The sequence below is a fragment of the Nonomuraea sp. H19 genome (genome assembly GCF_052068215.1).
Taxonomy (GTDB): domain Bacteria; phylum Actinomycetota; class Actinomycetes; order Streptosporangiales; family Streptosporangiaceae; genus Nonomuraea.
This window is the reverse complement of the sequence record NZ_JBQHCV010000002.1, coordinates 284613-308192: the sequence shown is the minus strand read 5'-3', so window position 1 is coordinate 308192 and position 23580 is coordinate 284613. Positions and strand designations below refer to the sequence as shown.

The window sequence follows — 23580 nt, the reverse complement described above, 5'->3', positions numbered from 1 at the left end:
CACGCCTCGTTTGGGTGGTCTTACATCGAGTAGGCGCCGGAGGCGAGGGCGATGACGCCGACCACGGTCATCAGCAGCGCCGAGCCGGGGTGCATGGCGATCGAGATGCGGATGTCCTGCTTCTTCCAAGCGAGCCAGATGCCCGGGTAGAGGAAGACGAGCTTCGACAGGACCGTCCAAGGGGCCCAGAAGTGGTACACCGAGAAGAAGAAGGTGTTGAAGAACGGGGCCCACTTGCCGAGTTGCGGGAGGCGGGGCAGTAGGAAGCCGCGGAAGTAGTACTCCTCGAGCAGGGGCAGGGTGAAGCCGGTGAATGGCGCGCAGATGAGCAGCGTGGTGAGCACGAGCTCCTGCGAGTAGCCCTGGAGGTAGGCGGTGCCGTCGGGGCCGGCGCCCTGGTAGTCCACCCAGGTGAAGAACCAGTCGTAGACGATGTTGTCCAGCGGGGTCAGCGAGAGCGAGACCACGGTCATCCACACGAGGCACGCGGCCCCGAGCCAGAAGGCCTTGCCGCGCGAGACCGGCTTGTCGCGGTAGTGGACGATGCCCTTCATCGTGAAGCGGCCGGTCTGCTTCTTGCCCAGCCACAGCAGGAAGAGCTGGAGCGGGAAGAGCACAACCGCGAGGGCGATGGCCCAGGCCAGGAAGATCGGGAAGTCCATCGCCCGGACCAGGGGGGCGGCGATGAACGCGTACACGGCGACGATGACCGCGCCGGGCACCAGGTGCAGTGCGATGGAGAACGGGACGGAGTGACGGTCGGCGAGGAGCTTCGCGACGAAGCCTTTCGGCCGGACGCCTTGGGTGTCGGCCGGGGGCCGCATTGCTGTATCCATGCCGAGAATGGTGGCCCCGCGACCCAACACGGAGCTGACATCGCCCTGATACGGCTTCGAGTCGCCGTGAAAGGCGCAGGTTACGGTGGGTGCGGACCGGGCGGGAGCTATCGGGTCGCTCCCGCGTCGCGGGTTCGACGGGGATCGGAATTATCTCCAGGAGCTGCTGTAGGGCGACGCAGCCCCGGACGCCGAGACCGTATGGCAGACCACCGCAGACGACAGCGCTCCGGTCACTGACATTCAGATCCGTGCGAGCCATTGACATTCTGTCCGCGCCGCGCGGACATATTCGCTGCGCTCAACAGCTGGGACGTGGCTGGGGGCGATCGGAGCCGCAGGACCTCCTTCGTCGGGCCCCACGGCATCGAAACGCGGCATGGTGCTCTCCGTGGAGGGGTTGTTGACGGCGGTGCGGGTCGATGATCAGGTCAGCCTGGTCTGAATCGGCACCCCAGCGTGCAAGAGGCCGTCTACCGGGATTTCCATTCGCCGCCCACCGGGAGTGATGTGGCCACCGCCGATGCGCACTGACCAACTCCGCTACGCCCTGGCCGCCGCCGCGCGCGGCTGGCCCGTCTTCCCGCTCGTGCCCGGCGGCAAGGAGCCGCTCAAGGGGCTGGCCATGGAAGGAACGCAACACCACCGACCCCGACGCCATCCGCGCCATCTGGGCGCGTCAGCCGTACAACGTCGGCATCGCCACCGGCCCGGCCCGGCTCGTGGTGCTCGACCTCGACGTACCCAAGCCCGGCGAGAGGCCGACGCCCGAGTGGGACCGGTCCGGCATTGGCGACGGCTCCGATGTGCTGGCCGCGATCTGCGAACAGCACGGCTGGCCTCCCGCTGGAGACCTTCCAAGTCCGCACCCGCCGGGGAGGAACGCACCTGTAATACATAGCCCCAGACGGCCTGAGCTTGGGCAACACCCAAGGCTCACACGGTGGCCTGGCCTGGCTGATCGACACGCGCGCCAATGGCGGGTACGTCGTCGGCCCCGGCAGCTCCGTGATCGCCAGCGACGGCAACGGCACCTACGACGTGGTCAACGCCGCCCCTCCCGCGCCGTTGCCGCCCTGGCTGGCGGACCTGCTCACCCCGGCCCCGCTACCCGCACAACGCCCGGTGCTGGTGGACCTGGCCAACACCGAACGGCACAGGGCCTACCTGCAAGCCGCCATCAACGGCGAGTTGGGGCGCGTGACCAGCTCACCCGAGCACGGCCACAACGTCGCCCTCTACCGCGCCTCCGTCGCGCTGGGTCAGCTCGTGGCCGGTGGCGCGCTGTCCGAGCACGAGGTGACCGCGCTCTTGCTCAACGCCGCTCAGGGCGTCGGCCAGCCGTACGGCGAAGCGTCTCGGACCATCGCCTCAGGGCTCAAGGCCGGTGCCCGCAGGCCGCGAACGGTAGCCGCATGAACAGCTCTGACCGGCCTTCTCACCTGCACCTCGTCCGTGGTGATGCCGTCCACGCGCCCAACCTGCCCGATGCGCCGGCGGTGCCGTTCCGCACCTCGTGGACCGCCGACGAACTTATGTCCATGACCTTCCCCGAGACCAAGTACGCCGTGCCCGGCATCATCGCCGAAGGGCTCACCCTGCCGGCCGGACCGCCCAAGGTCGGCAAGAGCTGGCTGTCACTCAGTACCGCTATCGCCGTCGCCGCCGGGACCAAGGCCCTGGGTTCCATCCCGGTGGAGCCCGGCCCGGTGCTCTACCTCGCCTTGGAGGACACCCCGCGCCGTCTCCAGTCCCGCATGGCCAAGATCCTGCACGGCCAGCCCGCGCCCGCTCAACTCACGCTGGCCACCTCGTGCCCGACCCTGCCGACCGGCGGGGCTGAGCACATCGCGCGCTGGCTGGAGCGCAACGTCGGCGCGCCTGGTGGTCATCGACGTGTTCGCCAAGGTACGCGGCACCACCCTGCCCGGCCTATCGGCCTACGACGCCGACTATGCCGCGATGGGGGTACGCCAAGCGCCTTGCCGACACCTTCCGCGTCGCCGTCGTGCTCGTGCACCACGTCCGCAAGATGGGCTCCGACGACTTCCTAGAACAGGTCTCCGGCACCAACGGCCTGGCCGGTGCCGCTGACTCCACGTTGGTGCTCAGGCGCGCCCGAGGGACCGCCGACGGCGTGCTCCACATCACAGGGAGGGATGTGGAAGAGGCCGAACCCGCCCTGTCCTGCCAAGCCGACACCGGCACCTGGCACCTACTCGACGGACCGCCCGAGGATCACCATCTCGGGGAGACCCGCGCGGCCATCGCCCGCTACCTGCGCAGCGACCCGAACAGCCCACCCAAGGACATCGCCGAAGGCGTCGGCTGTCCCCAGCTGTCCCCAAACCGCCTCTGACCAGAGCCGGGGGAGTCCACCGTCGCTCAAGCCGCGAACGACTGGTTGGCCTACGGGCTCAGCGGGCTGGGCCCGAGCACCGTCGCGACGAACACGACCCTGGTCAGGACCCACATCATCCCGGCACTGGGGAAACGGAAGCTCCGTGATCTCAGCGCACAGGATGTGGATAAGTGGCTGGCAGGCAAGGCCAAGACGCACAGCACGAGCACCGTGGCACGGCTCCACTCGTGTCTGAATCGGATCATCAAGCGCGCCATGGCGCGGGACAAGGTCCGCCGGAATGTCGTTGAACTGTGCCGAGTCCCGCAAGGAAGGGCGCCCGTCCAAGGCGCTCACGATGGCTCAGGCCGAAGAGGTGCTCAAGGCCGCCGAGGGCAAGAACCTGTACGCCTACATCGTGGTCTCTCTCCTGACCGGAGCGCGCACGAAGGAGCTTCGCGCGCTCCGATGGGATCACGTGGACCTCGCGGGTAACCTCGACGGCACCCCACCGATACCGCCGTACGTCGCCGTGTGGGCGCTCCGTACGGAACGGGGGAGACACCAAGACCCGCAAGTCACGGCACACTCTCGCACTCCCCAAACGGTGCGTAGACGTGCTGATCGAGCAACAGGAAGTCCAGCAGAAGGAGCAGGGCGATGCCTGGTCAGCGCACGGCCTGGTGTTCGCGTCCAACGCCGGAACCGAGCTGGACGCGGCTAACGTCCGGCGTGCGTTCCGCCGGGTCATCAAGCACACCAGCTTGAAGCCTGCGGAGTGGACGCCCCGAGAGCTGCGGCACAGCTTCGTATCCCTGCTCTCCGACAACGGGACGCCCCTGGAGGAGATCTCCCGCTTGGTCGGGCACAGCAGTACGGCGGTAACGGAGCTGGTCTACCGGAAGCAGATCCGCCCCGTCCTCCAAGGGGGAGCGGTGGTCATGGACCGCATCTTTGACACATGAACGATGAACGATGGCCAGTCCCGCATGAATGTGCGGGTCTGGCCATCGCAATGGCTTACCGCGAACGACGCAGCGTCAGTGACTGGAATCGGAGTTCATCCGACCCCACGATGTGGAAGTCCGCGATCTCGAACAACCGACTCGCGAACTCCTGAATCTCCTCATCGCTGCGGAAGGAGAAGAACCGGGGAGGCTCGTGGTCGTCCCCGTCAAAGGGACCTTCTCCGCGCAAGGTGCCACCGCCATAAACGCCAAGGAAGAACAGTCCGCCAGGTCGCAGAAGTGCGTGAACAGCTTCCAGCACCGCCGGTAGATCACCGTTGGGCACGTGCAGCAGACAGTTCAGTGCGTACGCCGCATCGAACGACTCAGGCGCGAAGTCGAGATGCAGGAAGTCCATGACATGAGCTTCAAGGCCCTTCTCTCGACACAGCGACACCATCGCAGGCGACAGGTCGACAGCGACCACATCCAAGCCGCTGTCCTGAAAGGGCCTGTTCCGGCACCGATCTCCAGCATCTGCCTGCCGTCGTTGTCTCGGACACGGCTCAGGAACGCTGCCCGCTCCGCCAGCTTCCACCGCGGCTTGCCGCTGCCGTCACGACGCTTGGCGCCGCCGTCGTAGGCCGTTCGAAGGGGGCCGATCACATCGTCATAGCGCACGCTCATCGGGCCATGATGGACTACAGAAGATCCTCACGACAGACCGAGTCGGGAACGGCAGTCACGCAGATAGACACGCAGACAGCAGAATGGCCGCTATCCGAAGATCGGAAAGCGGCCTTTTCGCTGGTCAACTGGGTGGGGCTACCAGGACTTGAACCTGGGACCTCTTCCTTATCAGGGAAGCGCTCTAACCGTCTGAGCTATAGCCCCGCGCACACCGACGTTATCGCATCCGCAGGTTGGAGGCGAACCGGTTGTTCGACGAGAAAAAGCTTACCGCCTCCAGCGTGCTGCTCGCGCCGTACTCAACCCCCGAGCACGGCGCGAGCGCTCGCCGACCGCGGCTATTCGGCCTCGCTGAAGGTCACCTCAACGCCTCCGACCAGGTCAGAGGCGATGTTGTAGATGACTGCCCCCAGCGTGGCAAGAGCCGTGATGAGGACCACGTTCACCGCACCGATCAGCGCGGTGTATCCGAGGATCCGCACCGGCTCGAACCAGGAGGCGATGTCGATCGGGATCGAGCTCTGCCCCTGCTCGCCCTGGCCGAGCTGGTTGACCAGCTCCACGATGGAGTCGAACACCCCCAGGGCGGACAGCACGCCGTACAGCACTGCGACCGCCACGAACAGCACCACGAAGCAGACCAGCGAGACCACGAAGCTGAACTTCATGGCCGACCACGGCTCGACGCGGCGCAGGACCAGGTGGGCCTTGCGGGGCAGCCGGCCACCGCCGGCGTTCGACGACTTCTTCTTCGGCAACTCGATGGCGGGCGGGGCCTCGGTGGCCAGCGAAGGGCGGACGCGAACAGTGTCATTGCCCTCCGCAGGCGGAGCAGGAGGCCCAGCCGGCGCAGGCGCCTGCCCCCGGCTCTGCTGCGCGGCCTCCTTGGCCGGGACGGCCTTGCCCTGCGCGGGCGAAGTGTCCTGGCCGTCGTCTACCGGGTTGAAAATCTCGGTTTCTGCGGGCTTCTTCGGTTGCTGTCCGTTGCCCGAAGCCGCCTTTGTCCTGGCGGGGCCACCCTGGGCGCTCATGGACTACTCTCCTCCCCCGTCTTCCTCAATGTCCACAGAAGTCTCCATCGACTCCGCGTTTCGGGCGAGGGCCACCACGCTGTCGCCTTCAGCGAGATTCATCAATCGCACTCCCATGGTCTGGCGGCCGGACTGCTTGATCTCGCCGGCACTCGTCCGGATCACCCCGCCGGCGGACGTGATCGCGAAAACCTCGTCCTCTGGGTTGACCATGACTGCTCCGACCAGCTTGCCACGGGCACTCACGATTTTCGCCGTCAGCACCCCTCTACCGCCGCGGCCCTGAACTGGATACTGCTCCACTGGCGTCCGTTTTGCGTACCCAGCCTTCGTGGCGATAAGCACATCTTGACCATCGGCGAGCCGATTCATGGCAAGAAGTTCGTCACCTTCGAGGAACCTCATGCCGATGACACCGCTGGTCGCCCGCCCCATGGGACGGAGTGCCTCGTCGGAGGCGGTGAACCTGATCGACTGGGCTCCCCTGGAGACCAGCAGCAGGTCATCGGTCTCGGAGACCAGGCGGGCTCCGATGACCTCGTCGTCCTCCCGCAGGTTGATCGCGATCAGACCACCCGACCTGGGGGAGTCGTATTCGGCCAGGCGCGTCTTCTTGACCAGGCCGCTGCGGGTGGCCAGGACGAGGTAAGGGGCGACGTCGTAGTCGCGTAGGTCGAGAACCTCCATGACTGTTTCGTCGGGCTGCATGGCCAAAAGGTTCGCCAGGTGCATGCCGCGCGCGTCGCGCCCGGCGTCCGGCAGCTCGTACGCCTTGACCCGGTAAACCCGGCCCTTGTTCGTGAAGAAGAGCAACCAGTGATGGGTGGTGGTCACGAAGAAGTGGTCGACGATGTCGTCCTGACGCAACTGCGCGCCGCGTACGCCCTTGCCGCCCCGCTTCTGGGCCCGGTAGAGGTCGGTCCTGGTCCGCTTGGCGTAGCCGCCGCGGGTGATCGTGACGACGACCTCTTCCTCGGCGATGAGGTCCTCGACCGACATGTCGCCGTCGTAGGCGATGATCTCGGTCTTGCGCTCGTCGCCGTAGCGGCCGACGACCTCGGCGAGCTCCTCGTTGATGATCTCCCGCTGGCGGGCCTCGCTGGCCAGGATCGCGTTGTACTCGGCGATCTGCGTCATCAGCGAGTCGAACTCGTCCTGGATGGCCTGCCGCTCCAGAGCGGCCAGCTTGCGCAGCTGCATGTCCAGGATGGCCTGCGCCTGCACCTCGTCGATCTCCAGCAGCCCCATGAGGCCCTGCTGGGCGTGCGAGGCCGAGTCGGAGGACCGGATCAGCGCGATGACCTCGTCGAGCCGCTCCAGGGCCTTCAGCAGCCCGCGCAGGATGTGGGCGCGCTCCTCGGCCTTGCGCAGCAGGTAACGGGTCCTGCGGACGATGACCTCGATCTGGTGCGTCACATAGTGCCGGATGAACTGGTCGAGGCGCAGCGTGCGGGGCACGCCGTCGACCAGCGCCAGCATGTTGGCGCCGAAGGTGTCCTGGAGCTGGGTGTGCTTGTAGAGGTTGTTGAGCACGACCTTGGCGACCGCGTCCCGCTTGAGGACGATCACCAGGCGCTGTCCGACCCGCGAGGAGCTCTCGTCGCGTACGTCGGCGATGCCCGTGAGCTTGCCCTCACGCACCAGCTCGGCGATCTTCAGGGCGAGGTTGTCGGGGTTGACCTGGTAGGGCAGCTCGGTGACGACCAGCGCCTGCCGTCCCTTGTCCTCCTCGACCTCGACCACGGCGCGCATGGTGATCGAGCCGCGCCCGGTCCGGTAGGCGTCCTCGATCCCGCGCCGGCCCACGATGAGCGCCTTCGTCGGGAAGTCTGGCCCCTTGACCAGCCTGATCGAGGCTTCGAGCAGTTCCTCGTCGCTGGCCTCGGGGTTCTCCAGGTACCACTTGACCGCCGCCGCCACCTCGCGGAGATTGTGCGGCGGGATGTTGGTGGCCATGCCGACGGCGATGCCGCCCGAGCCGTTGACCAGCAGTTGCGGGAAGCGCGCCGGCAGGACGTCGGGCTCCTGCGACTTGCCGTCGTAGTTGGGACGGAAGTCGACGGTGTCCTTGTCGATGTCCCGCAGCATCTCCATGGCGATGGGCGCGAGCTTGCACTCGGTGTAGCGCATCGCCGCCGCCGGGTCGTTGCCGGGCGAGCCGAAGTTGCCCTGTCCGTCGACCAGCGGATATCGCAGCGACCACGGCTGCGCCAGGCGTACCAGCGCGTCGTAGATCGAGGTGTCGCCGTGGGGGTGGTAGGTGCCCATCACGTCGCCGACGACGCGGGCGCACTTGAAGTAGCCGCGGTCGGGACGGTAGCCCCCGTCGTACATCGCGTAGAGCACCCGCCGGTGGACCGGCTTGAGCCCGTCGCGCACGTCCGGCAGCGCCCTGGACACGATGACCGACATCGCGTAGTCCATGTAGCTGCGCTGCATCTCGGACTGGATGTCTACGGGCTCGATGCGGTCAGCCGGGGGAGTGGTGTTCACGTCCGTCACAGGTGATGATCCTTTTTCTGGCTAAACGTCGAGGAAACGGACGTCGCGCGCGTTGCGGATGATGAAGTCGCGCCTGGCCTCAACGTCCTCGCCCATGAGCACGCTGAACAGGTCGTCGGCCTGTGCGGCGTCGTCGAGCGTGACCTGGCGCAGCAGCCGGGTCTCCGGGTTCATCGTGGTCTCCCAGAGCTGGCCCGCGTTCATCTCGCCCAAACCCTTGAAGCGCTGTACGTTGTCCCGCGGCCGTGGGTCGGGCTTGCCGTTCGCGATGCCCTCGGCGATGACCGCGTCGCGCTCGCTGTCGGAGTAGGCGTAGGAGGCGTCCTCGCCCTTGCGGTCCCACTTGATCTTGTAGAGCGGCGGGCAGGACAGGTAGACGTGGCCGGCCTCGATCAGCGGCCTCATGAACCTGAACAGCAACGTCAGCAGCAGCGTGTTGATGTGCTGGCCGTCGACGTCGGCGTCGGCCATGAGGATGACCTTGTGGTAGCGCAGCTTGGCGATGTCGAACTCGTCGTGCACGCCGGTGCCCAGGGCTGTGATCAGCGCCTGGACCTCGTTGTTCTTGAGGACCTTGTCGATCCGCGCCTTCTCCACGTTGAGGATCTTGCCGCGGATCGGGAGGATCGCCTGGAAGCGCGAGTCGCGGCCGCCCTTGGCCGAGCCGCCGGCCGAGTCGCCCTCGACGATGAACAGCTCGCACTTCTCCGGGTCGTTCCACTGGCAGTCGGCCAGCTTGCCCGGCAGGCCGCTGCCCGATTCGAGCAACGACTTGCGCCTGGTCAGGTCGCGTGCCTGGCGGGCGGCGATGCGGGCGCGCGAAGCCTGCAGCGACTTGTTGATGATGTCCTTGGCCTCGCCGGGGTTGCGCTCGAACCAGTCGCGCAGGTGGTCGTTGCAGGCCTTCTGCACGAACGACTTGGCCTCGGTGTTGCCCAGCTTGGTCTTGGTCTGGCCCTCGAACTGCGGGTCGGACAGCTTGACCGAGATGATCGCGGTCAGCCCCTCACGGACGTCCTCACCGCTGAGGTTGTCGTCCTTGCCCTCCTTGAGGAACTTCTGCTCGCGCGCATAGCGGTTGACGATCGTCGTCAGCGCCGCGCGGAAGCCCTCCTCGTGGGTGCCGCCCTCGGCGGTGTTGATCGTGTTGGCGAAGGTGTAGACCGACTCCGAGTAGGAGTTGTTCCACTGCATGGCGATCTCGACCGCGATGCCGTCGCCCTCCTCCTCGAAGGAGATGATCGACGCGTGCGCCGGCTCCTTCTTGGTGTTGAGGTGCTGCACGAAGTCGGCCAGGCCGCCCTCGTAGTAGTACTCGACGCGGTGCGACTCACCGTTGACGTGGTCGGGACGCTCGTCGGTCAGCGTGATCGTCAGGCCCTTGTTGAGGAAGGCCATCTCCTGGAAGCGCCGCGAGAGCGTCTCGTAGTTCCAGGTGGTGGTCTCGAAGATCTCGGTGTCGGGCCAGAACGTGATCGTGGTGCCGGTCTCGTCGGTCCCCTCGCCCTTGGCCAGCGGCGCGACGGGCTTGGAGTGCTCGTAGCGCTGGCGCCAGTAGTGGCCGTTCTGCTTGACCTCGACGTCCATGGCGGTGGACAGCGCGTTGACGACGGCCGAGCCGACGCCGTGCAGGCCGCCGGAGACCGCGTAGGACTGGCTGTCGAACTTGCCGCCCGCGTGCAGCGTGGTCAGCACGACCTCGACGGCCGAGCGCTTCTCCACCGGGTGAATGCCGGTGGGGATGCCGCGGCCGTTGTCGATCACGCGTACGCCGTTGTCGGCGAGCAGCGTGATGTCGATCCTGTCGGCGTAACCGGCCAGGGCCTCGTCCACCGCGTTGTCCACGATCTCGTAGACCAGGTGGTGCAGGCCGCGCTCCCCGGTGGAGCCGATATACATACCCGGGCGCTTGCGAACCGCCTCAAGCCCTTCGAGTACGGTGATTGAGCTAGCGTCGTAGGACAACTGCGAAATCCTCCTGCCGCGGACACGCGGCGGGGGAGGCCCTTCGAAATGCAAAGCTGCCCCTGCCGTGCCCGTCACCGTCGTGAGTGCCCCGATGCGCGGTCACCCAGGGGAGTCGGCTTGCTGCCGGGGTGACACGCAAGCGGACGTGTCCGGAATCCTTTTGCATTCTACCGCCTCCGGAGGCCCGCGGTGGCAATGAACGCGCCTGTGGTGCTCTCTAGCTCGATTTGCCCCCCAGGCAAGCATCCCCCCTCCGGAACGGGGGCCTATCGCCTCTGCGGCGGTCTGATCGCCCCCCGCGCCTAACCGCAGCGGTGAAAAGCGCCTGCTGCGGGTGCGGGTGGACGAGGCTATCCGTAGCGGCGCGAAGCGCCTGCTGCGGATAGCCGCTGGACGCGGCTATCCGTAGGTGTCACCTGGGCCGCGGCTTCCGGTCACCCGCAAGCCACCTGAAGGTCGCGGCGCGTTCTGCGGCCCTTTGACCTTGACCTTCTTGACCGTGCCGTCCCCGAGCTCCTCGTTCAGCCTGCGTACGAGGGTGCGCGCGAGCAGCCGGACCTGCGTCGCCCAGGCGGTCGAGTCGGCCAGGATCAGCACCTCGCCGTCCTCGAAGGACTGGGGTTTGGTGTGGGCCGCCAGGTCAGCGCCCACGATGTCGGCCCAGCGCCCGAACACGCCGCCGACCGCGGCCGACCGCTCCCAGCCGCGATCGGCCAGCAGATCGGCGATCGCGCGTCCGAAAAGCTGGGGGTCGCCGTTTTCTCTGCGTGGCCCGGCGGCCCTGCGCCTGGGCTCACGCCGGGGGAGTTGCCCGCGTTTGGCCGCGTCGGCCTTGGCTTGGGCGAGCTTCTCCCTGGCCATGGCGACGCCTTTGGCCGTGGGGTCGTCCTCAACGGACACGGGTCACGCTCCCCTCTGCGACATCGAATCGCGCCCCGGTCAGCTCACGGGGCACGTCGTCCGGCACGGCGGCGGTGATGAGCACCTGCTCGGCCGGCGCCACCATCTCGGCGAGCCGGCGCCTGCGCTGGCTGTCGAGCTCGGCGAACACGTCGTCGAGGATCAGCACCGGGTCGCCGCCGTCGGCCCGCAGCAGGTCGTACGCGGCCAGCCGCAGCGCCAGCGCGAACGACCAGGACTCGCCGTGGCTGGCGTAGCCGCGGGCGGGGAGATCGCCGAGGCCGAGGAGCAGGTCGTCGCGGTGCGGGCCGACGAGCGTGACTCCGCGCTCCAGCTCTGCCGAGCGGACCTCCAGTAGCCGCTCCCGCAGACGTTCTTCAAGGGTTTTCCCCAAGTCTGTGGATAACGTCTGTGTATCGAAAGATCCCTGCCCACCGGGGGCTTCGTGCTCGGCGGCACCCTCGTCCGCATCCCCACCTGTGGACAACGTGCTGCGGTACGTCAGCGTCGCCGGAGCGCTCGCCGGGGCCAGCGCGGCGTAGGACCCGGCCACCAGGGGACGCAGCGCCTCGATGAGCTCCAGCCGCGCCCGCAGCAGCTCTGCGCCGTGCCTCGCGAGGTGGGCGTCCCACACCTCCAGAGTGCTCAGCACGTCGCCCGCGCCCGCCGCGGTGAACGCGCTGTCGCTCTCCGCCCGCCGGGGGCTCCTGGCGCCTCTGCGGGCCTGCGCGGCCGTACGCAGCAGCGCGCCACGCTGCTTCAGCACCCGGTCGTAGTCGGCGCGGACGCCGGCGAACCTGGGCGCCCTGGCCACCAGCAGGTCGTCGAGGAAGCGGCGGCGCTCGGCCGGGTCGCCCTTGGACAGCGCCAGATCCTCGGGCGCGAACAGCACCGTGCGCAGCAGGCCGACGACGTCGCGCGCTCTCGACACGGGGGAGCGGTTGAGCCGCGCGCGGTTGGCCCGGCCCGGGTTGATCTCCAGCTCGATGAGCGCCCGCCGGTCGTCCCTGTGGACGGCGCAGCGGATGATCGCCCGCGTCGCGCCCTGGCGTACGAGCGGAGCGTCGCTCGCCACCCGGTGGCTGGAGTGCGTCGCGACGTAGCCGAGGGCCTCGACCAGGTTGGTCTTGCCCTGGCCGTTGGGTCCCACGAACGCCGTGACGCCCGGCTCGAGGCCGAGCTCCACGGAGGCGTAGGACCTGAAGTCGGTCAGCGACAGGTGGGCGACATGCACCCCACGAAGGTTAGTGGGCTCCGACGGCCACCGGGGTCACCGGCATGCGATCCTGTGGAAAACTAGCGCTCGCTCTCGCGCAGAGGCGTCACGTCCGCGCCCGGAGCGTCGGCGCCCTTGCCGGTGCTGCCCTCCGTCGAGGTGATCGCGTGGCCGCCGAACTGGTTGCGCAGCGCCGCGACGACCTTCATGGCGGGGGAGTCGTCCTGCCGCGAGGAGAACCTGGCGTAGAGGGCGGCGGTGATGACCGGCAGCGGGACCGCGTGGTCCACAGCGGCCTGGACCGTCCACCGGCCCTCGCCGGAGTCCTGCGCGTAGCCGCGGAGCTGGTCGAGGTGCTCGTCGTCGTCGAGCGCCCGCACCAGCAGGTCGAGCAGCCAGGAGCGGATCACGGTGCCGGTGCGCCAGCTGCTGAAGGAGCCCTTGACGTCCTTGACGATGTCGGAGGCCTCCAGCAGCTCCCAGCCCTCCGCGAACGCCTGCATCATGCCGTATTCGATGCCGTTGTGGACCATCTTCGCGAAGTGCCCGGCGCCGACTTCACCGGCGTGCACGAAGCCGTCCTCGCCCTCGGGCTTGAGCGTCTGGAAGATCGGCATCAGCCGGTCAACATTGGCCCGGTCGCCGCCGCACATGAGCGCGTAGCCGTTCGCCAGGCCCCAGACGCCGCCGCTGACGCCGCAGTCGATGAAGCCGATGTCCTTCCCGGCCAGCTCGGCGGCGTGCTTCTGGTCGTCCACGTAGTGGGAGTTGCCGCCGTCGACGACGATGTCGCCCGCGTCGAGCAGCTCGCCGAGGTCGTCGATCGTGGACTGGGTGGGTTGGCCCGCAGGGACCATGACCCAGATCACGCGTGGTGCCTGAAGCCGTCCGACCAGGTCTTTCAGGCTGGTCACATCGCTGATCGCCGGATCGCGGTCGTAGCCGACAACCTCATGACCGCCGCGGCGCAGGCGCTCGGCCATGTTGCCGCCCATCTTGCCCAGTCCGACCATGCCGATCTGCATGTTGTCCTACCCCCTTGTCAGGCTTCCATCATCCCCGATGACAGGTTCAGCCTGACAGGCGGATGGGCATGATCAGATAACGGTAGTCGGTGACGGCTCCGTCTTCCACAGGCTTTCCGCCGGTGAGGATAGCGGGCTTCGTCGATGTGGTCATCTGCAGCCGTGCCATGTCGGAGTCGATGGCTCCGAGCCCTTCGAGCAAGAACTGGTGGTTGAAAGCGATGTTCATCTCCTCGCCGTCGTAATCCACCGGCAGCGCCTCGACGGCCTGCGCCTCGTCGCCACTGCCCGCTTCCAGGACGACCTCCCCGCTCTTGAACGCCAGCCGTACGGGGGTGTTGCGCTCGGCGACCAGGGCCACTCGCTTGACCGCCTCGACGAACGACCCTGTGGACAAGTCGGCGCGCGCGGAGAACTCGGTGGGCAGCAGCGAGCGGTATTTGGGGAACTCGGGGTCGAGCAGCCGCGTCGTGGTCCGCCGGCCCGCGCTGGAGAAGCCGATCATGCCCTCGCCGGTGCCGCCGACGGAGCTGAGCGCGATCTCCACTTCGGCGCCGGTCGTGCCGAGGGCCTTGGCCGTGTCGGCGAGCGTCTTGCCGGGGATCATGGCGATGGCGGCGAAGTCGGGCTGCCCCGGCTGCCACTTCAGCTCCCGCACGGCCAGCCGGTAGCGGTCGGTCGCGGCGAGGGTCACGGTGTCGCCCTCGATCTCCATCCGCACGCCGGTGAGCATCGGCAGCGTGTCGTCCCGGCCCGCGGCGACGGCTACCTGGGCGACGGCGGAGGCGAACACGTCGGCGCCGACCCGGCCCGCGGCCGGCGGCATGGCCGGGAGCGACGGGTAGTCCTCCACAGGCATGGTCAACAGGGTGAATCGCGCGCTGCCGCACGTGACGACCGCCTTGGCGCCGTCCACCACGAAATCCACAGGCTGTGCGGGAAGGGCTCGGGTGATCTCGGCGAGCAGCTTGCCCGAGACCAGGACGACCCCCGGCTCACCGGTGTGGAGTTCGAGCGTCACCTCCGCCGAGACCTCGTAGTCGAATCCGGACAGCTTCAGCTGCTGCTCTTCCGTGACCTCCAGGCGCATGCCGGCGAGAACGGGCACCGACGGGCGCGCCGGGAGGCTGCGTGCCGTCCATGCCACCGCCTCAGCGAGTACGTCCCGCTCGATTCGGAACATCACGGTGATCGGCCTCCTGGGTTCGTCGCTGATTCAAGGATCCACTCTCCCGCACCTTGGCTCCGGGAGAACCCCTCTATGGGTCTTTGAGTTTCTTAGTAAGAGAGATAAGAGGTCATCACACTAGGGGCTGTGGGAACTGTGGACAACCAGCGTTGTGGCTGGTCAACCGCCATGTTTTCATCCACTGCCGGTGTGGGTGAAGCCTGGGGGTAACTCCGCCGCCTGGGGATGACGAATCTTCGCCCACAGGCCGTCCCCAGATCATGGTGCGCTCATCCACCGGGAACCGGGGGTTATCCACGAGGTTTCCACAGGTTATCCACGGGGTAAAAAGGACCCTTCTGGAGCCCCAGATCGGCTGTTCACAGGCTGTCCACACGTTATCCACTGCTCATCCCCAGAACTCGCGGGGATGTCCCCACCGTTGTCCCCAGCCCTTGTGGGTGGATTTTTCACGGCATTGCAGTGCGTACGGCCGCGCTCTTCCGGCGTTTCCGCTGGTCCACAGTGTTTTCCACAGGCTGTGCATGACTATCAAGATCCACGCTGTGTCTGCTTGATCCGCATTGTCAGCTCGTTGACCTGGTTGTACATCGACCGGCGCTCGGCGATGAGCGACCTGATCTTGCGCTCGGCGTGCATCACGGTGGTGTGATCGCGGCCGCCGAACTGCTGACCGATCTTCGGCAGCGACAGCTCGGTCAGCTCCCGCGCCAGATACATGGCGATCTGCCGGGCGTTGACGAGCGCCCGGCTGCGCGAGGTGCCGCACAGGTCGTCGATGCTGATGCCGAAGTAGTTGGCGGTCTCGCTCATGATCGCGGCGATGGTGATCTCGGTGTCGGACTCCGAGGTGATCAGGTCCTTCAGCACCACCTCGGCGAGCTGCAGGTCCACGCCCTGCCTGTTGAGGCTGGCGAACGCGGTGACCCTTATCAACGCGCCCTCGAGCTCGCGGATGTTGGTGGAGATGCGGCTGGCGATGTACTCCAGCACCTCGGGCGGCGCGGCCAGGCCCTCCTGGATGGCCTTCTTCCTGAGGATGGCGATCCGGGTCTCCAGCTCGGGCGGCTGGACGTCGGTGATCAGACCCCACTCGAACCGATTGCGCAGCCGGTCCTCCAGCGTGATCAGCTGCTTGGGCGCGCGGTCGCTGGAGATGACGATCTGCTTGTTGGCGTTGTGCAGCGTGTTGAAGGTGTGGAAGAACTCCTCCTGCGTCTGCTCCTTGCCCTCCAGGAACTGGATGTCGTCCACAAGCAGGATGTCGATCGCCCGATAGCGGCCGCGGAACCCGTCGGCCTTGTGGTCGCGGATGCTGTTGATGAAGTCGTTGGTGAACTCCTCGGAGCTCACGTACCTGACCCGCGCGCCGTCGTACAGGCTCTGTGCGTAATGCCCGATCGCATGCAGCAGGTGCGTCTTCCCCAGCCCGGAATCTCCGTAAATGAAGAGCGGGTTGTACGCCTTCGCCGGGGATTCCGCCACGGCCACGGCCGCCGCGTGGGCGAACCTGTTGCTGGCGCCGATGACGAATGTCTCGAATGTGTACTTCTGATTAAGCCTGGCCGGTTCGCTGGGCTTGTTGCTCTTGGCTTCCCACCGGTTCGGCGCCGGTTCCGGCGCTTTTTCCACAGGCTGTGAGTACGGCTGCGCCTGTTCAAAACCGAAGCCCGGCTGTGGATATTCGGTGGATATCCGGTCCGCCTCCGGCTGTGGAGAATAGAACTGCGGAGGCTCCGATGCCTGCTGGTGCTGCGGTTGCGCAGGCTGTGAATAACGTAGCTGACTCTCCACACCCTGGGGATAACTGTGAGTCACAGGCTGTTGATGAGGGCTTCCCGGAGGCTGCTCGGGCGCCGTCGTATCGATCATCACGGCCAGCCGCATGGTCCGGCCGAGCTCCTGGGACAGCGCGTGCGCCACGAGGGAGCGCAGCTTGCCCTCGATGAGATCCTTGAGGAAGTCGTTGGGGACGCCGAGCACGATCGTGTCGTTGGCCAGGGCGATCGGGCGCACCATCGACAGCCACGTGCGCTGCTGGATCGGCACGTTCTCATTGAGGAAGTTGCCCAGGGCCCTCGCCCATACCGCGCCAAGGTCGACACTGTTCACAGTGCGGTTCCCCCTACTCCCTCTCGCGGCCCCCCGCGATCGTTTATCCACATGGTGGGGCCGCCCGGTTACTCGGCGGCCTCATCGTCCACAGCGTGCCGGCCGAGCTTCATGCCCAGGCCCTCCACAGGATCTCCACAAGCTGTGCACAGTGTTTCGGCGGGTCCGGAAGGGCCGACAGTAGCCTTGTGCACAGCTGTGTTCAAGACGTTGTCCACAGCGTAGTGGCACCCGGGTGCACATGCTGTGGACGGCGCCAGGCGGTGGAAAACCGGCCTGTGGATCAGTGGATAACCGGTCCAGTTTGACCTGGGGCGCACTTCCCCCGTAACGTACGACGGTCGGCTTGTCACGCGACGGCTATTTCGCGTGCCCTCGCTTCTTTGGCAGGCCCATCCATGTGTCTTAAGCGTCCCTGCGGCGCACCTTCAAGCCTGGAGCCCACCCGTGAGCAAGCGTACTTTCCAGCCGAACAACCGTCGCCGCGCGAAGACCCACGGCTTCCGGCTGCGGATGCGCACCCGGGCCGGTCGCGCCATCCTCGCCGCTCGCCGCCGTAAGGGCCGCGAGAAGCTGTCGGCCTGATCGTCCCGCGCCCGATAGTCGGCCCGCCGGTGCACCTCGCCGGCGGGCGTTAGGCGTATACGGTGCTGTCCCATAAATCCCGCATGCGACGCGGGGAAGAATTCGAGGCGGCGGTCCGGCGCGGCAAGCGCGCGGGCCGTCCCACGCTGGTGGTGCATCTCAACATTTCTGGGGAAGAGGCACCTCTGGTGGGTTTCGTGGTGAGCAAGGCCATCGGTGGCGCCGTTACCCGAAACAAGGTCAAGCGACGGCTCCGACACCTGATGCGGGACCGTCTCGACCGGCTGCCGCGAGGTAGCCTGCTTGTGGTACGCGCCAATCCACCGGCCGCGTCCGCGCGATTCGAGCACCTGGCCGCCGAGCTCGATTCAGCGCTGGATCGTTTGCTCAGGCGGCGCGAGTCCTCGACGGGTGGACAAAAATGACGGAGCAGGCGCAAGGGGTGCCGAGCCTCGCTGCTCGGGTGTTGATCATCCCGATCCGGTTCTATCGGGCGTTCATCAGCCCGATGCTCGGTCCGCGCTGCCGTTTCTACCCATCGTGCAGCGCATACGGACTCGAAGCGATTGCCGTGCATGGAGCATTGCGCGGCACATGGCTGACTGTCCGGCGCATCGGGCGGTGCCACCCATTCCATCCCGGAGGTATAGACCCGGTGCCCCCACGCCCGGTCCGGTCTCACGAAACGCAAGGGAGATAGCTCGGTGGAGCTGTCCTGGCTGAGCTGGCTGTATCAAGCCGTAGCCCAAGTCATCATCTGGATCCATACTGCGTACAGCACGGTCCTCAACCCGGACAGCGGGCTGACCTGGGCGCTGACGATCGTCACGCTTACCGTGTTCATGAGGATCCTGATCTTCCCGCTCTTCCTCAAGCAGATGCGCTCGTCGCGGAAGATGCAGGAGCTCGCCCCCAAGGTGCAGGAACTGCGCAAGCGTTACAAGAACGACAAGCAGCGCATGAACCAGGAAGTCATGGCGCTCTACCAGGGAGCCGGCGCCAACCCGCTCGGCGGCTGCCTGCCCGTCGTGGCCCAGTTCCCCATCTTCATCTCCATGTTCACCGTGCTCCAGAACATGGCAAATGGTCATCCGAAGTACGGCATGACGCAGGAGCTGGTCGACAGCGCCCGGGCCGCGCACATCTTCGGCGCACCGCTGCCCGCCAACTTCTTCATGTCCTCGGCGGACATCGCGAGCTTCGACGCGGGTGTCGTACAGACCAAGGTGGTCCTGGGTATCTTCGTCGCGATCAGCTCGCTGACGACCTTCCTCACCGTCCGGCAGAGCGTCACCCGCTCCATGGCCCAGATGCCGGACAACCCCATGGCGCAGCAGCAGAAGATCCTGATGTACATCTCTCCGCTGTTCGCCTTCTTCAGCCTGAACTTCCCGCTCGGTCTGATCATGTACTGGGTGACCACGAACGTGTGGACGCTGGGCCAGCAGCACTGGTTCTACAGCCGGCACCCGATGCCCCAGTACGACGCCAAGGGCAACGTGATCCCCGTGCCGCCGAAGCAGGGTCTGATCGCCAAGCTCCGCAAGACCGCGCCGGAAGAGCAGGCTCCCCCGCCGCCGCCAGAGCCTAAGATCATTAGGCAGCAGCCGAGCCGCCAGTCCCGCAGCAAGCGCACCGGCAGCAAGAAGTCGTGAACACGAAGGAGAGGCCGGCCATGACCGAGGCCGAGCAGGAGAAGGCTCCTGATCTCAGTGCGCTGGAGCAGGAAGGCGAGATCGCTGCCGACTATGTCGAAGGCCTTCTCGACATCGCCGACATCGACGGCGACATCGACATGGACGTCGAAGGCGACCGGGCTCTGGTCTCCGTCGTGGGACTCAAGAGCACGGAGCTGGTGGGGCCGGCGGGAGAGGTCCTGGAGGCGCTGCAGGAGCTGACCCGGCTGGCCGTGCACCGGCAGACGGGGGAGCGGTCGCGGCTGATGCTCGACGTGGCCGGCTACCGCGAGCGGCGGCGGATCGAGCTGACCAAGCTCGGCACCGAGGTCGCCAACCAGGTCAAGGAGCGGGGCGAGCCGAAGTCGCTGCAGCCCATGACGCCCTTCGAGCGCAAGATCGTCCACGACGCGGTGGCGGCCGCCGGGCTCCGCAGTGAGTCCGAGGGCGAGGAGCCTCACCGGTACGTGGTGATCCTGCCTGCCTGAGCAGGGCCTGCCATCCGATGCGGCCGTCTGCCCGCCTGAGAGCGCGGTAGGCGGCCGTTCTCGCGTTTTATCCCCTTTATCCTCGTACGCGCTCCGTACGTGAGATGTGAGATTAATCGCTATCGATCCCCCGCCGCGTGCCGTTGGACGGCGTCGGAATGGGCGGCATCATGTAGCCCTCCCGGCGGCGCGCTCCAAGGTTTCTTTCAGACCTAGCCCGCTAGTCTTCCCCTGTGATCGCACATCTAGCCTTGGGTAGGTAGGGCCATCCCCTGCGGAGCGATCCATGCCCGGCTACGACCCCCAGCACCAAGAAAGGGCCACCGATCAGTGAGCGATGAGCTTCCGGCGCCGCCGGACATAGCGCGGGACGTCTTCGCCGGGGAGGCTTGGGCTCGCGCGAACGCGTTCGCCGAACTGCTGGCTGGTCCCGGCGTCGTCCGAGGGCTGCTGGGGCCGAGGGAAGTGCCGCGGATCTGGGATCGTCACCTGCTCAACTGCGCGGTGGTCGCCGAGATCGTGCCGCCGGACGTACGCCTGGTGGACATCGGGTCCGGGGCCGGGTTGCCGGGGCTCGTGCTGGCGATCGTGCGACCCGACATCACGGTCTCGCTGCTGGAGCCGTTGCTCCGCCGCACCGTCTTCCTTGAGGAGTGCGTCGAGGCGCTCAAACTGGACAATGTCGAGGTGCTGCGCGGGCGGGCGGAGGAGCTGGCGGGCAAGCGCGAGTTCGACGTCGCCAGCGCCCGCGCGGTGGCGCCGCTCGACCGCCTCCTGAAATGGGCGATGCCACTGCTCCGCGAGGGTGGCGAGCTGATCGCCATGAAGGGGGAGCGGGCCGCGGAGGAGCTGGCCGAGGCGGAAGCCGAATTGCGCGACAGCGGAGCGCGAACGGCTGAGCTTGTGACCGTCGGGCGCGGTAAGGTCGAGCCGCCTGCAACATTGGTTCGGGTCGTAGCGGGTCGCGCTCCGGAGCGAGCCAGGCGGCGACGAAGGAGGTGACGGTTGTGCCAGTCGCGTCATGCGGTCTTGGATGGCCGGGCAACCGTCCTGCCGAGAGCCCGACCGGGGTTGGCTGGCCCGAAATGGGCGTGTCGCGACAGCAAATTCCCGGCACCGGCACACCACTGGTTGAAAGGATGGCCATCGTGACCCCGACCCCCCTGAACCCCGGTGATTCGCCGTTGGTACGAGAGGCGCTCAGCTCAGTGGTTTCACGTGAAACATCCGCAACCCAGACGGCCGCCCAGTCCGGCGAGGCCCCCAGCGACGGCAACGGGGTCTGGCCTCGACCGTCCAAGTGCAGAGTGATCGCGGTGGCCAACCAGAAGGGGGGCGTAGGCAAGACCACCACATCGGTGAACATTGCCGCCGCCTTGTCCATGAACGGCCAGCGTGTCCTCGTGGTGGACCTGGACCCGCAGGGCAACGCCTCCACAGCGCTGGCGACCGAGCACCGTGGCGACGTCCCGGACGTCTACCAGGTCCTGGTCGATGATCTGCCCATGGCGGACATCGTCAAGCAGGTCCCGGACATGCCGAACCTCTACTGCGCGCCGGCGACCATCGATCTGGCGGGCGCGGAGATCGAGCTGGTCTCGCTCGTGGCCAGGGAGGCTCGCCTGCGTCGGGCGCTGGCGGCGTACGACTCGATCGACTTCGACTACATCGTCATCGACTGCCCGCCTTCCCTCGGTCTCCTCACGGTCAACGCCCTGGTGGCCGCGGAGGAGGTCATGATCCCCATCCAGTGCGAGTACTACGCGCTGGAGGGCCTCGGCCAGCTCCTCAGGAACGTGGACCTCATCAAGGCCCACCTGAACCCGACGCTGCGGCTCTCCACCATCGTCCTGACGATGTACGACGGCCGCACCCGGCTGGCGTCCCAGGTCGCGGAGGAGGTCCGGGCGCACTTCGGTGACACGGTGCTCAAAACGGTCATCCCGCGCAGCGTCCGCCTGTCGGAGGCGCCCAGCTATGGGCAGTCGGTCATGACGTACGACCCGGGCTCCAGCGGTGCCATGGCCTACATGGACGCGGCCCGCGAGATAGCGCACCGCGCCAACGTGGCCTGACCTGCTCCTCGTTCCTGGGTCGCCTTGCGTTCACAGGTCTGGGTGTTGGTCCCCTGCGTGGAGATCATGGGCCTGTGGGTGCTGCCAGACAACTTGCCGCCCTCCCATACGCCGGCCCGTTCCCGCCGAGCTTTGGGCGTGGGCGTGACGCTTCGCCCTTTGCGATGCGCTCGCGAGCGCCGCTGCTGAAACTATGCGCTCGTAAGACCGAGTCAGGGCCGTTCATTCGCCGCGCTGATACGCCGCACCCTCCGAAGAGCGGTCGCAAGCCCGAGGCCGGAAGTCGGTCATTCGCGGGTTGGGCAGGTTTGTGACCATGTCGGGGTAAATCCAAGGGGACAGGTGTGCGGCGAGGGGGCACCCTGCTGGGCCCACGACGGTAACCTCTCCTGGAGTGACCGGAATCAGCCGGGGTGGATGAGGAGACGCAGTGAGTCAGCAGCGGCGGGGATTGGGCAAGGGACTCGGGGCGCTCATCCCGACCGGTCCCATCGTTGATGGCACGGGAGCGGTGGCGGGCCCGGCCAATGGATCAACGGGGGAGACCGGCCCGAAGCCGATTGCCGGCGCGTACTTCAAGGAGGTCGCTCTCGATGCGATCGTCCCGAACCCGCGGCAGCCGCGTAAGATCTTCGACCCAGAGCGGCTGAAAGAGTTGGCGGACTCTATCCATGAGGTAGGCCTGCTGCAGCCGATCGTGATCAGACCGGTCGGTGGTGGGCAGTATGAGCTGATCATGGGTGAGCGGCGCTGGCGCGCGTGCCAGCAGGTAGGGCTTGACCTGGTCCCCGCGATCGTCCGCAACACGCAGGACACCGATCTCCTCCGGGACGCGCTCATTGAGAACCTTCAGCGCGAGCAGCTGAACCCTCTTGAAGAGGCCGCGGCGTACCGGCAACTCCTTGACGACTTCCAGGCCACGCACGACCAGTTGGCCGAGAAGGTAGGCCGATCGCGCTCCCACATCACCAACACTCTCCGCCTCCTGAACCTCCCGCCCGAAATCCAGCCCAAGGTTGCCGCGGGCGTCATTAGCGCCGGCCATGGCCGAGCGCTCCTTGGCCTGAAGTCCTCCGAGGAGCAGATTCAGCTCGCCAAGCGAATCGTCGCTGAGCTCCTCTCGGTCCGGGAGGTCGAGGAGATCGTCTCCATGGGGAGCGCCAAGGCCGCCAAGACGGCGCCCCGCAAACGGCAGGGGGCCAAGCCTTCGGTGCCCGGCCTGACCCACCTCGCCGACCGTCTCTCGGATCACTTCGAGACGAAGGTCAAAGTCGACCTGGGGGCCCGCAAGGGCCGAATCGTGGTGGAGTTCGCCACCATCGACGACCTTGAACGCATCATCGGCACCATGGCGCCTGAGGCGGTCCGTGCGATGCGAGAAGCGGGCGACTGATCCGCCGTTTCACGTGAAACCGGCTCCTCATGTTTCACGTGAAACAAGCGCTCCCGGCTCATGCGTCCGCAGAGGCGCGCCCTGTCGCCGACCTTCGGAGGCGGCGCCCTTGTTTCACGTGAAACCGGGCTTGTGACAGAACTACTGGCCATGCCGCCGTTCGCTGCTCAACCCTGGTGGCGGTGTGCGCCCGGATGGCGCATGCCGCGTGCCGGGCGGCCCGCTGCCGGTCGTCGCGTGCCGAACGTATGGGTGTTGCATGGGTGTCCTGAGTGGGCGCTGGGCGTCGTGTGCCGCCGAGCGTCACGCTTGGGTGCGTCGAGCGTCACGGGTGGGCTCCGTGTGCCGGGCACCCGTGCGCCGGGCACCCGTGCGCCGGGCACCCGTGTGCCGGGCACCCGTGCGCCGGGCACCCGTGCGCCGCGCGCCGCGCGTTGAGTGCTGCGTGTCGGGCCCTGCGCGGCGTGTCGGGCGTGGCGTGTCGAGCGTCGTGCATCAGGCGTGGTGCATCGGGCGCTGCGTATCGGGCGCTGCCTGTCGGGCCTGGCATGTCGCGCATGGCGCATGGCGCATGGCGCATGGCGCATGGCGCCGGGCGTCGGGCAC

At 67.0% G+C, this 23580-nt stretch carries 22 protein-coding genes, 1 tRNA gene and 2 pseudogenes; 14 read left to right on the top strand and 11 right to left on the bottom strand.

Features of this window, described 5'->3' with window-relative positions; all coding sequences use genetic code 11:
- Positions 1-20: 20 nt before the first annotated feature.
- Positions 21-836, bottom strand: coding sequence for a CPBP family glutamic-type intramembrane protease (locus ACTMTI_RS05050; RefSeq protein ID WP_441118424.1), 816 nt, complete (start codon positions 834-836; stop codon positions 21-23).
- A 508-nt stretch (positions 837-1344) separates the two neighbouring features.
- Here ACTMTI_RS05050 and ACTMTI_RS05045 point away from each other — a divergent pair.
- The 6 genes and pseudogenes from ACTMTI_RS05045 to ACTMTI_RS05020 all read left to right on the top strand — a co-directional run.
- A pseudogene (locus tag ACTMTI_RS05045) lies at positions 1345-1657 on the top strand (bifunctional DNA primase/polymerase); the annotation flags it as partial.
- 97 nt (positions 1658-1754) lie between these two features.
- A complete protein-coding gene (locus ACTMTI_RS05040) occupies positions 1755-2255 on the top strand; it encodes a bifunctional DNA primase/polymerase (protein ID WP_441118423.1) in 501 nt (166 codons plus the stop codon).
- Complete coding sequence (locus ACTMTI_RS05035; protein ID WP_441118849.1) at positions 2252-2890, top strand: AAA family ATPase; 639 nt, start codon at positions 2252-2254, stop codon at positions 2888-2890. Before ACTMTI_RS05040 ends, ACTMTI_RS05035 begins: the two co-directional genes overlap by 4 nt.
- Positions 2791-3195: a hypothetical protein gene (locus ACTMTI_RS05030; RefSeq protein WP_441118422.1), complete on the top strand. Its 405-nt coding sequence runs from the start codon at positions 2791-2793 to the stop codon at positions 3193-3195. The genes ACTMTI_RS05035 and ACTMTI_RS05030 overlap by 100 nt, the downstream gene beginning before the upstream one ends.
- A gap of 36 nt (positions 3196-3231) precedes the next feature.
- A pseudogene (locus ACTMTI_RS05025) lies at positions 3232-3672 on the top strand (phage integrase central domain-containing protein); the annotation flags it as partial.
- Complete coding sequence (locus ACTMTI_RS05020; protein ID WP_441118847.1) at positions 3651-4142, top strand: tyrosine-type recombinase/integrase; 492 nt, start codon at positions 3651-3653, stop codon at positions 4140-4142. The pseudogene ACTMTI_RS05025 and the gene ACTMTI_RS05020, both read left to right, overlap by 22 nt.
- Positions 4143-4197: 55 nt before the next feature.
- Here the strand turns inward: ACTMTI_RS05020 and ACTMTI_RS05015 are convergent, their stop codons facing one another.
- From ACTMTI_RS05015 to dnaA, 10 genes are all read right to left on the bottom strand, one after another.
- A complete protein-coding gene (locus ACTMTI_RS05015; RefSeq protein ID WP_441118845.1) occupies positions 4198-4611 on the bottom strand; it encodes a class I SAM-dependent methyltransferase in 414 nt (137 codons plus the stop codon).
- Positions 4612-4944: 333 nt separating this feature from the next.
- A tRNA-Ile gene (locus ACTMTI_RS05010) sits at positions 4945-5018 on the bottom strand.
- Positions 5019-5152: 134 nt separating this feature from the next.
- Complete coding sequence (locus ACTMTI_RS05005; protein ID WP_441118421.1) at positions 5153-5845, bottom strand: DUF3566 domain-containing protein; 693 nt, start codon at positions 5843-5845, stop codon at positions 5153-5155.
- A 3-nt stretch (positions 5846-5848) separates the two neighbouring features.
- Positions 5849-8347: a DNA gyrase subunit A gene (gene gyrA / locus ACTMTI_RS05000; RefSeq protein ID WP_441118420.1), complete on the bottom strand. Its 2499-nt coding sequence runs from the start codon at positions 8345-8347 to the stop codon at positions 5849-5851.
- Positions 8348-8368: 21 nt separating this feature from the next.
- Complete coding sequence (gyrB, locus tag ACTMTI_RS04995) at positions 8369-10312, bottom strand: DNA topoisomerase (ATP-hydrolyzing) subunit B (RefSeq protein ID WP_441118419.1); 1944 nt, start codon at positions 10310-10312, stop codon at positions 8369-8371.
- 402 nt (positions 10313-10714) lie between these two features.
- Positions 10715-11215: a DUF721 domain-containing protein gene (locus tag ACTMTI_RS04990; RefSeq protein WP_441118418.1), complete on the bottom strand. Its 501-nt coding sequence runs from the start codon at positions 11213-11215 to the stop codon at positions 10715-10717.
- A complete protein-coding gene (gene recF, locus ACTMTI_RS04985) occupies positions 11205-12449 on the bottom strand; it encodes a DNA replication/repair protein RecF (RefSeq protein WP_441118417.1) in 1245 nt (414 codons plus the stop codon). The genes ACTMTI_RS04990 and recF overlap by 11 nt, the downstream gene beginning before the upstream one ends.
- A 62-nt stretch (positions 12450-12511) precedes the next feature.
- Positions 12512-13456, bottom strand: a complete 945-nt coding sequence (gnd, locus tag ACTMTI_RS04980; RefSeq protein ID WP_441118416.1) for a phosphogluconate dehydrogenase (NAD(+)-dependent, decarboxylating) — start codon at positions 13454-13456, stop codon at positions 12512-12514.
- 46 nt (positions 13457-13502) lie between these two features.
- Entirely contained in the window at positions 13503-14642 is a 1140-nt protein-coding gene (dnaN, locus tag ACTMTI_RS04975) for a DNA polymerase III subunit beta (protein WP_441118415.1), read from the bottom strand.
- Positions 14643-15176: 534 nt separating this feature from the next.
- Positions 15177-16718 carry a chromosomal replication initiator protein DnaA gene (gene dnaA / locus ACTMTI_RS04970; protein ID WP_441118843.1) on the bottom strand — a complete coding sequence of 514 codons (1542 nt, stop codon included), beginning with the start codon at positions 16716-16718 and terminating at the stop codon, positions 15177-15179.
- Positions 16719-17204: 486 nt separating this feature from the next.
- On the opposite strand from dnaA, the gene rpmH reads away from it, so the two are divergent.
- The 8 genes from rpmH to ACTMTI_RS04930 all read left to right on the top strand — a co-directional run bounded on the left by rpmH (position 17205) and on the right by ACTMTI_RS04930 (position 22974).
- Positions 17205-17342 carry a 50S ribosomal protein L34 gene (gene rpmH / locus ACTMTI_RS04965; protein WP_043614899.1) on the top strand — a complete coding sequence of 46 codons (138 nt, stop codon included), beginning with the start codon at positions 17205-17207 and terminating at the stop codon, positions 17340-17342.
- 83 nt (positions 17343-17425) lie between these two features.
- Positions 17426-17767, top strand: coding sequence for a ribonuclease P protein component (gene rnpA, locus ACTMTI_RS04960; protein ID WP_441118414.1), 342 nt, complete (start codon positions 17426-17428; stop codon positions 17765-17767).
- The gene (gene yidD / locus ACTMTI_RS04955; protein WP_441118413.1) at positions 17764-18042 is read left to right on the top strand and encodes a membrane protein insertion efficiency factor YidD; all 279 of its coding nucleotides are present in this window, start codon (positions 17764-17766) and stop codon (positions 18040-18042) included. Before rnpA ends, yidD begins: the two co-directional genes overlap by 4 nt.
- Positions 18043-18046: 4 nt before the next feature.
- Positions 18047-18997, top strand: coding sequence for a membrane protein insertase YidC (yidC, locus tag ACTMTI_RS04950; protein ID WP_441118412.1), 951 nt, complete (start codon positions 18047-18049; stop codon positions 18995-18997).
- A 20-nt stretch (positions 18998-19017) separates the two neighbouring features.
- On the top strand, positions 19018-19506 hold the full coding sequence (locus ACTMTI_RS04945; RefSeq protein ID WP_441118411.1) for a Jag family protein: 489 nt from the start codon (positions 19018-19020) through the stop codon (positions 19504-19506).
- Positions 19507-19836: 330 nt separating this feature from the next.
- Positions 19837-20508 carry a 16S rRNA (guanine(527)-N(7))-methyltransferase RsmG gene (gene rsmG, locus ACTMTI_RS04940; RefSeq protein WP_441118410.1) on the top strand — a complete coding sequence of 224 codons (672 nt, stop codon included), beginning with the start codon at positions 19837-19839 and terminating at the stop codon, positions 20506-20508.
- A 137-nt stretch (positions 20509-20645) separates the two neighbouring features.
- Positions 20646-21581: a ParA family protein gene (locus ACTMTI_RS04935; protein WP_441118409.1), complete on the top strand. Its 936-nt coding sequence runs from the start codon at positions 20646-20648 to the stop codon at positions 21579-21581.
- 430 nt (positions 21582-22011) lie between these two features.
- Positions 22012-22974: a ParB/RepB/Spo0J family partition protein gene (locus tag ACTMTI_RS04930; RefSeq protein ID WP_441118408.1), complete on the top strand. Its 963-nt coding sequence runs from the start codon at positions 22012-22014 to the stop codon at positions 22972-22974.
- Positions 22975-23580: the final 606 nt, after the last annotated feature.

What these genes read in the sequence shown, in the direction of transcription:
- ACTMTI_RS04935 (WP_441118409.1), top strand. Translation starts at nt 20,646, where the DNA reads ATGGCCATCGTGACCCCGACCCCCCTGAACCCCGGTGATTCGCCGTTG.
- ACTMTI_RS05005 (WP_441118421.1), bottom strand. Translation starts at nt 5,845, where the DNA reads ATGAGCGCCCAGGGTGGCCCCGCCAGGACAAAGGCGGCTTCGGGCAAC.
- ACTMTI_RS05050 (WP_441118424.1), bottom strand. Translation starts at nt 836, where the DNA reads ATGGATACAGCAATGCGGCCCCCGGCCGACACCCAAGGCGTCCGGCCG.
- ACTMTI_RS05035 (WP_441118849.1), top strand. Translation starts at nt 2,252, where the DNA reads ATGAACAGCTCTGACCGGCCTTCTCACCTGCACCTCGTCCGTGGTGAT.
- yidD (WP_441118413.1), top strand. Translation starts at nt 17,764, where the DNA reads ATGACGGAGCAGGCGCAAGGGGTGCCGAGCCTCGCTGCTCGGGTGTTG.
- ACTMTI_RS05030 (WP_441118422.1), top strand. Translation starts at nt 2,791, where the DNA reads ATGCCGCGATGGGGGTACGCCAAGCGCCTTGCCGACACCTTCCGCGTC.
- ACTMTI_RS04945 (WP_441118411.1), top strand. Translation starts at nt 19,018, where the DNA reads ATGACCGAGGCCGAGCAGGAGAAGGCTCCTGATCTCAGTGCGCTGGAG.
- rnpA (WP_441118414.1), top strand. Translation starts at nt 17,426, where the DNA reads ATGCGACGCGGGGAAGAATTCGAGGCGGCGGTCCGGCGCGGCAAGCGC.
- gnd (WP_441118416.1), bottom strand. Translation starts at nt 13,456, where the DNA reads ATGCAGATCGGCATGGTCGGACTGGGCAAGATGGGCGGCAACATGGCC.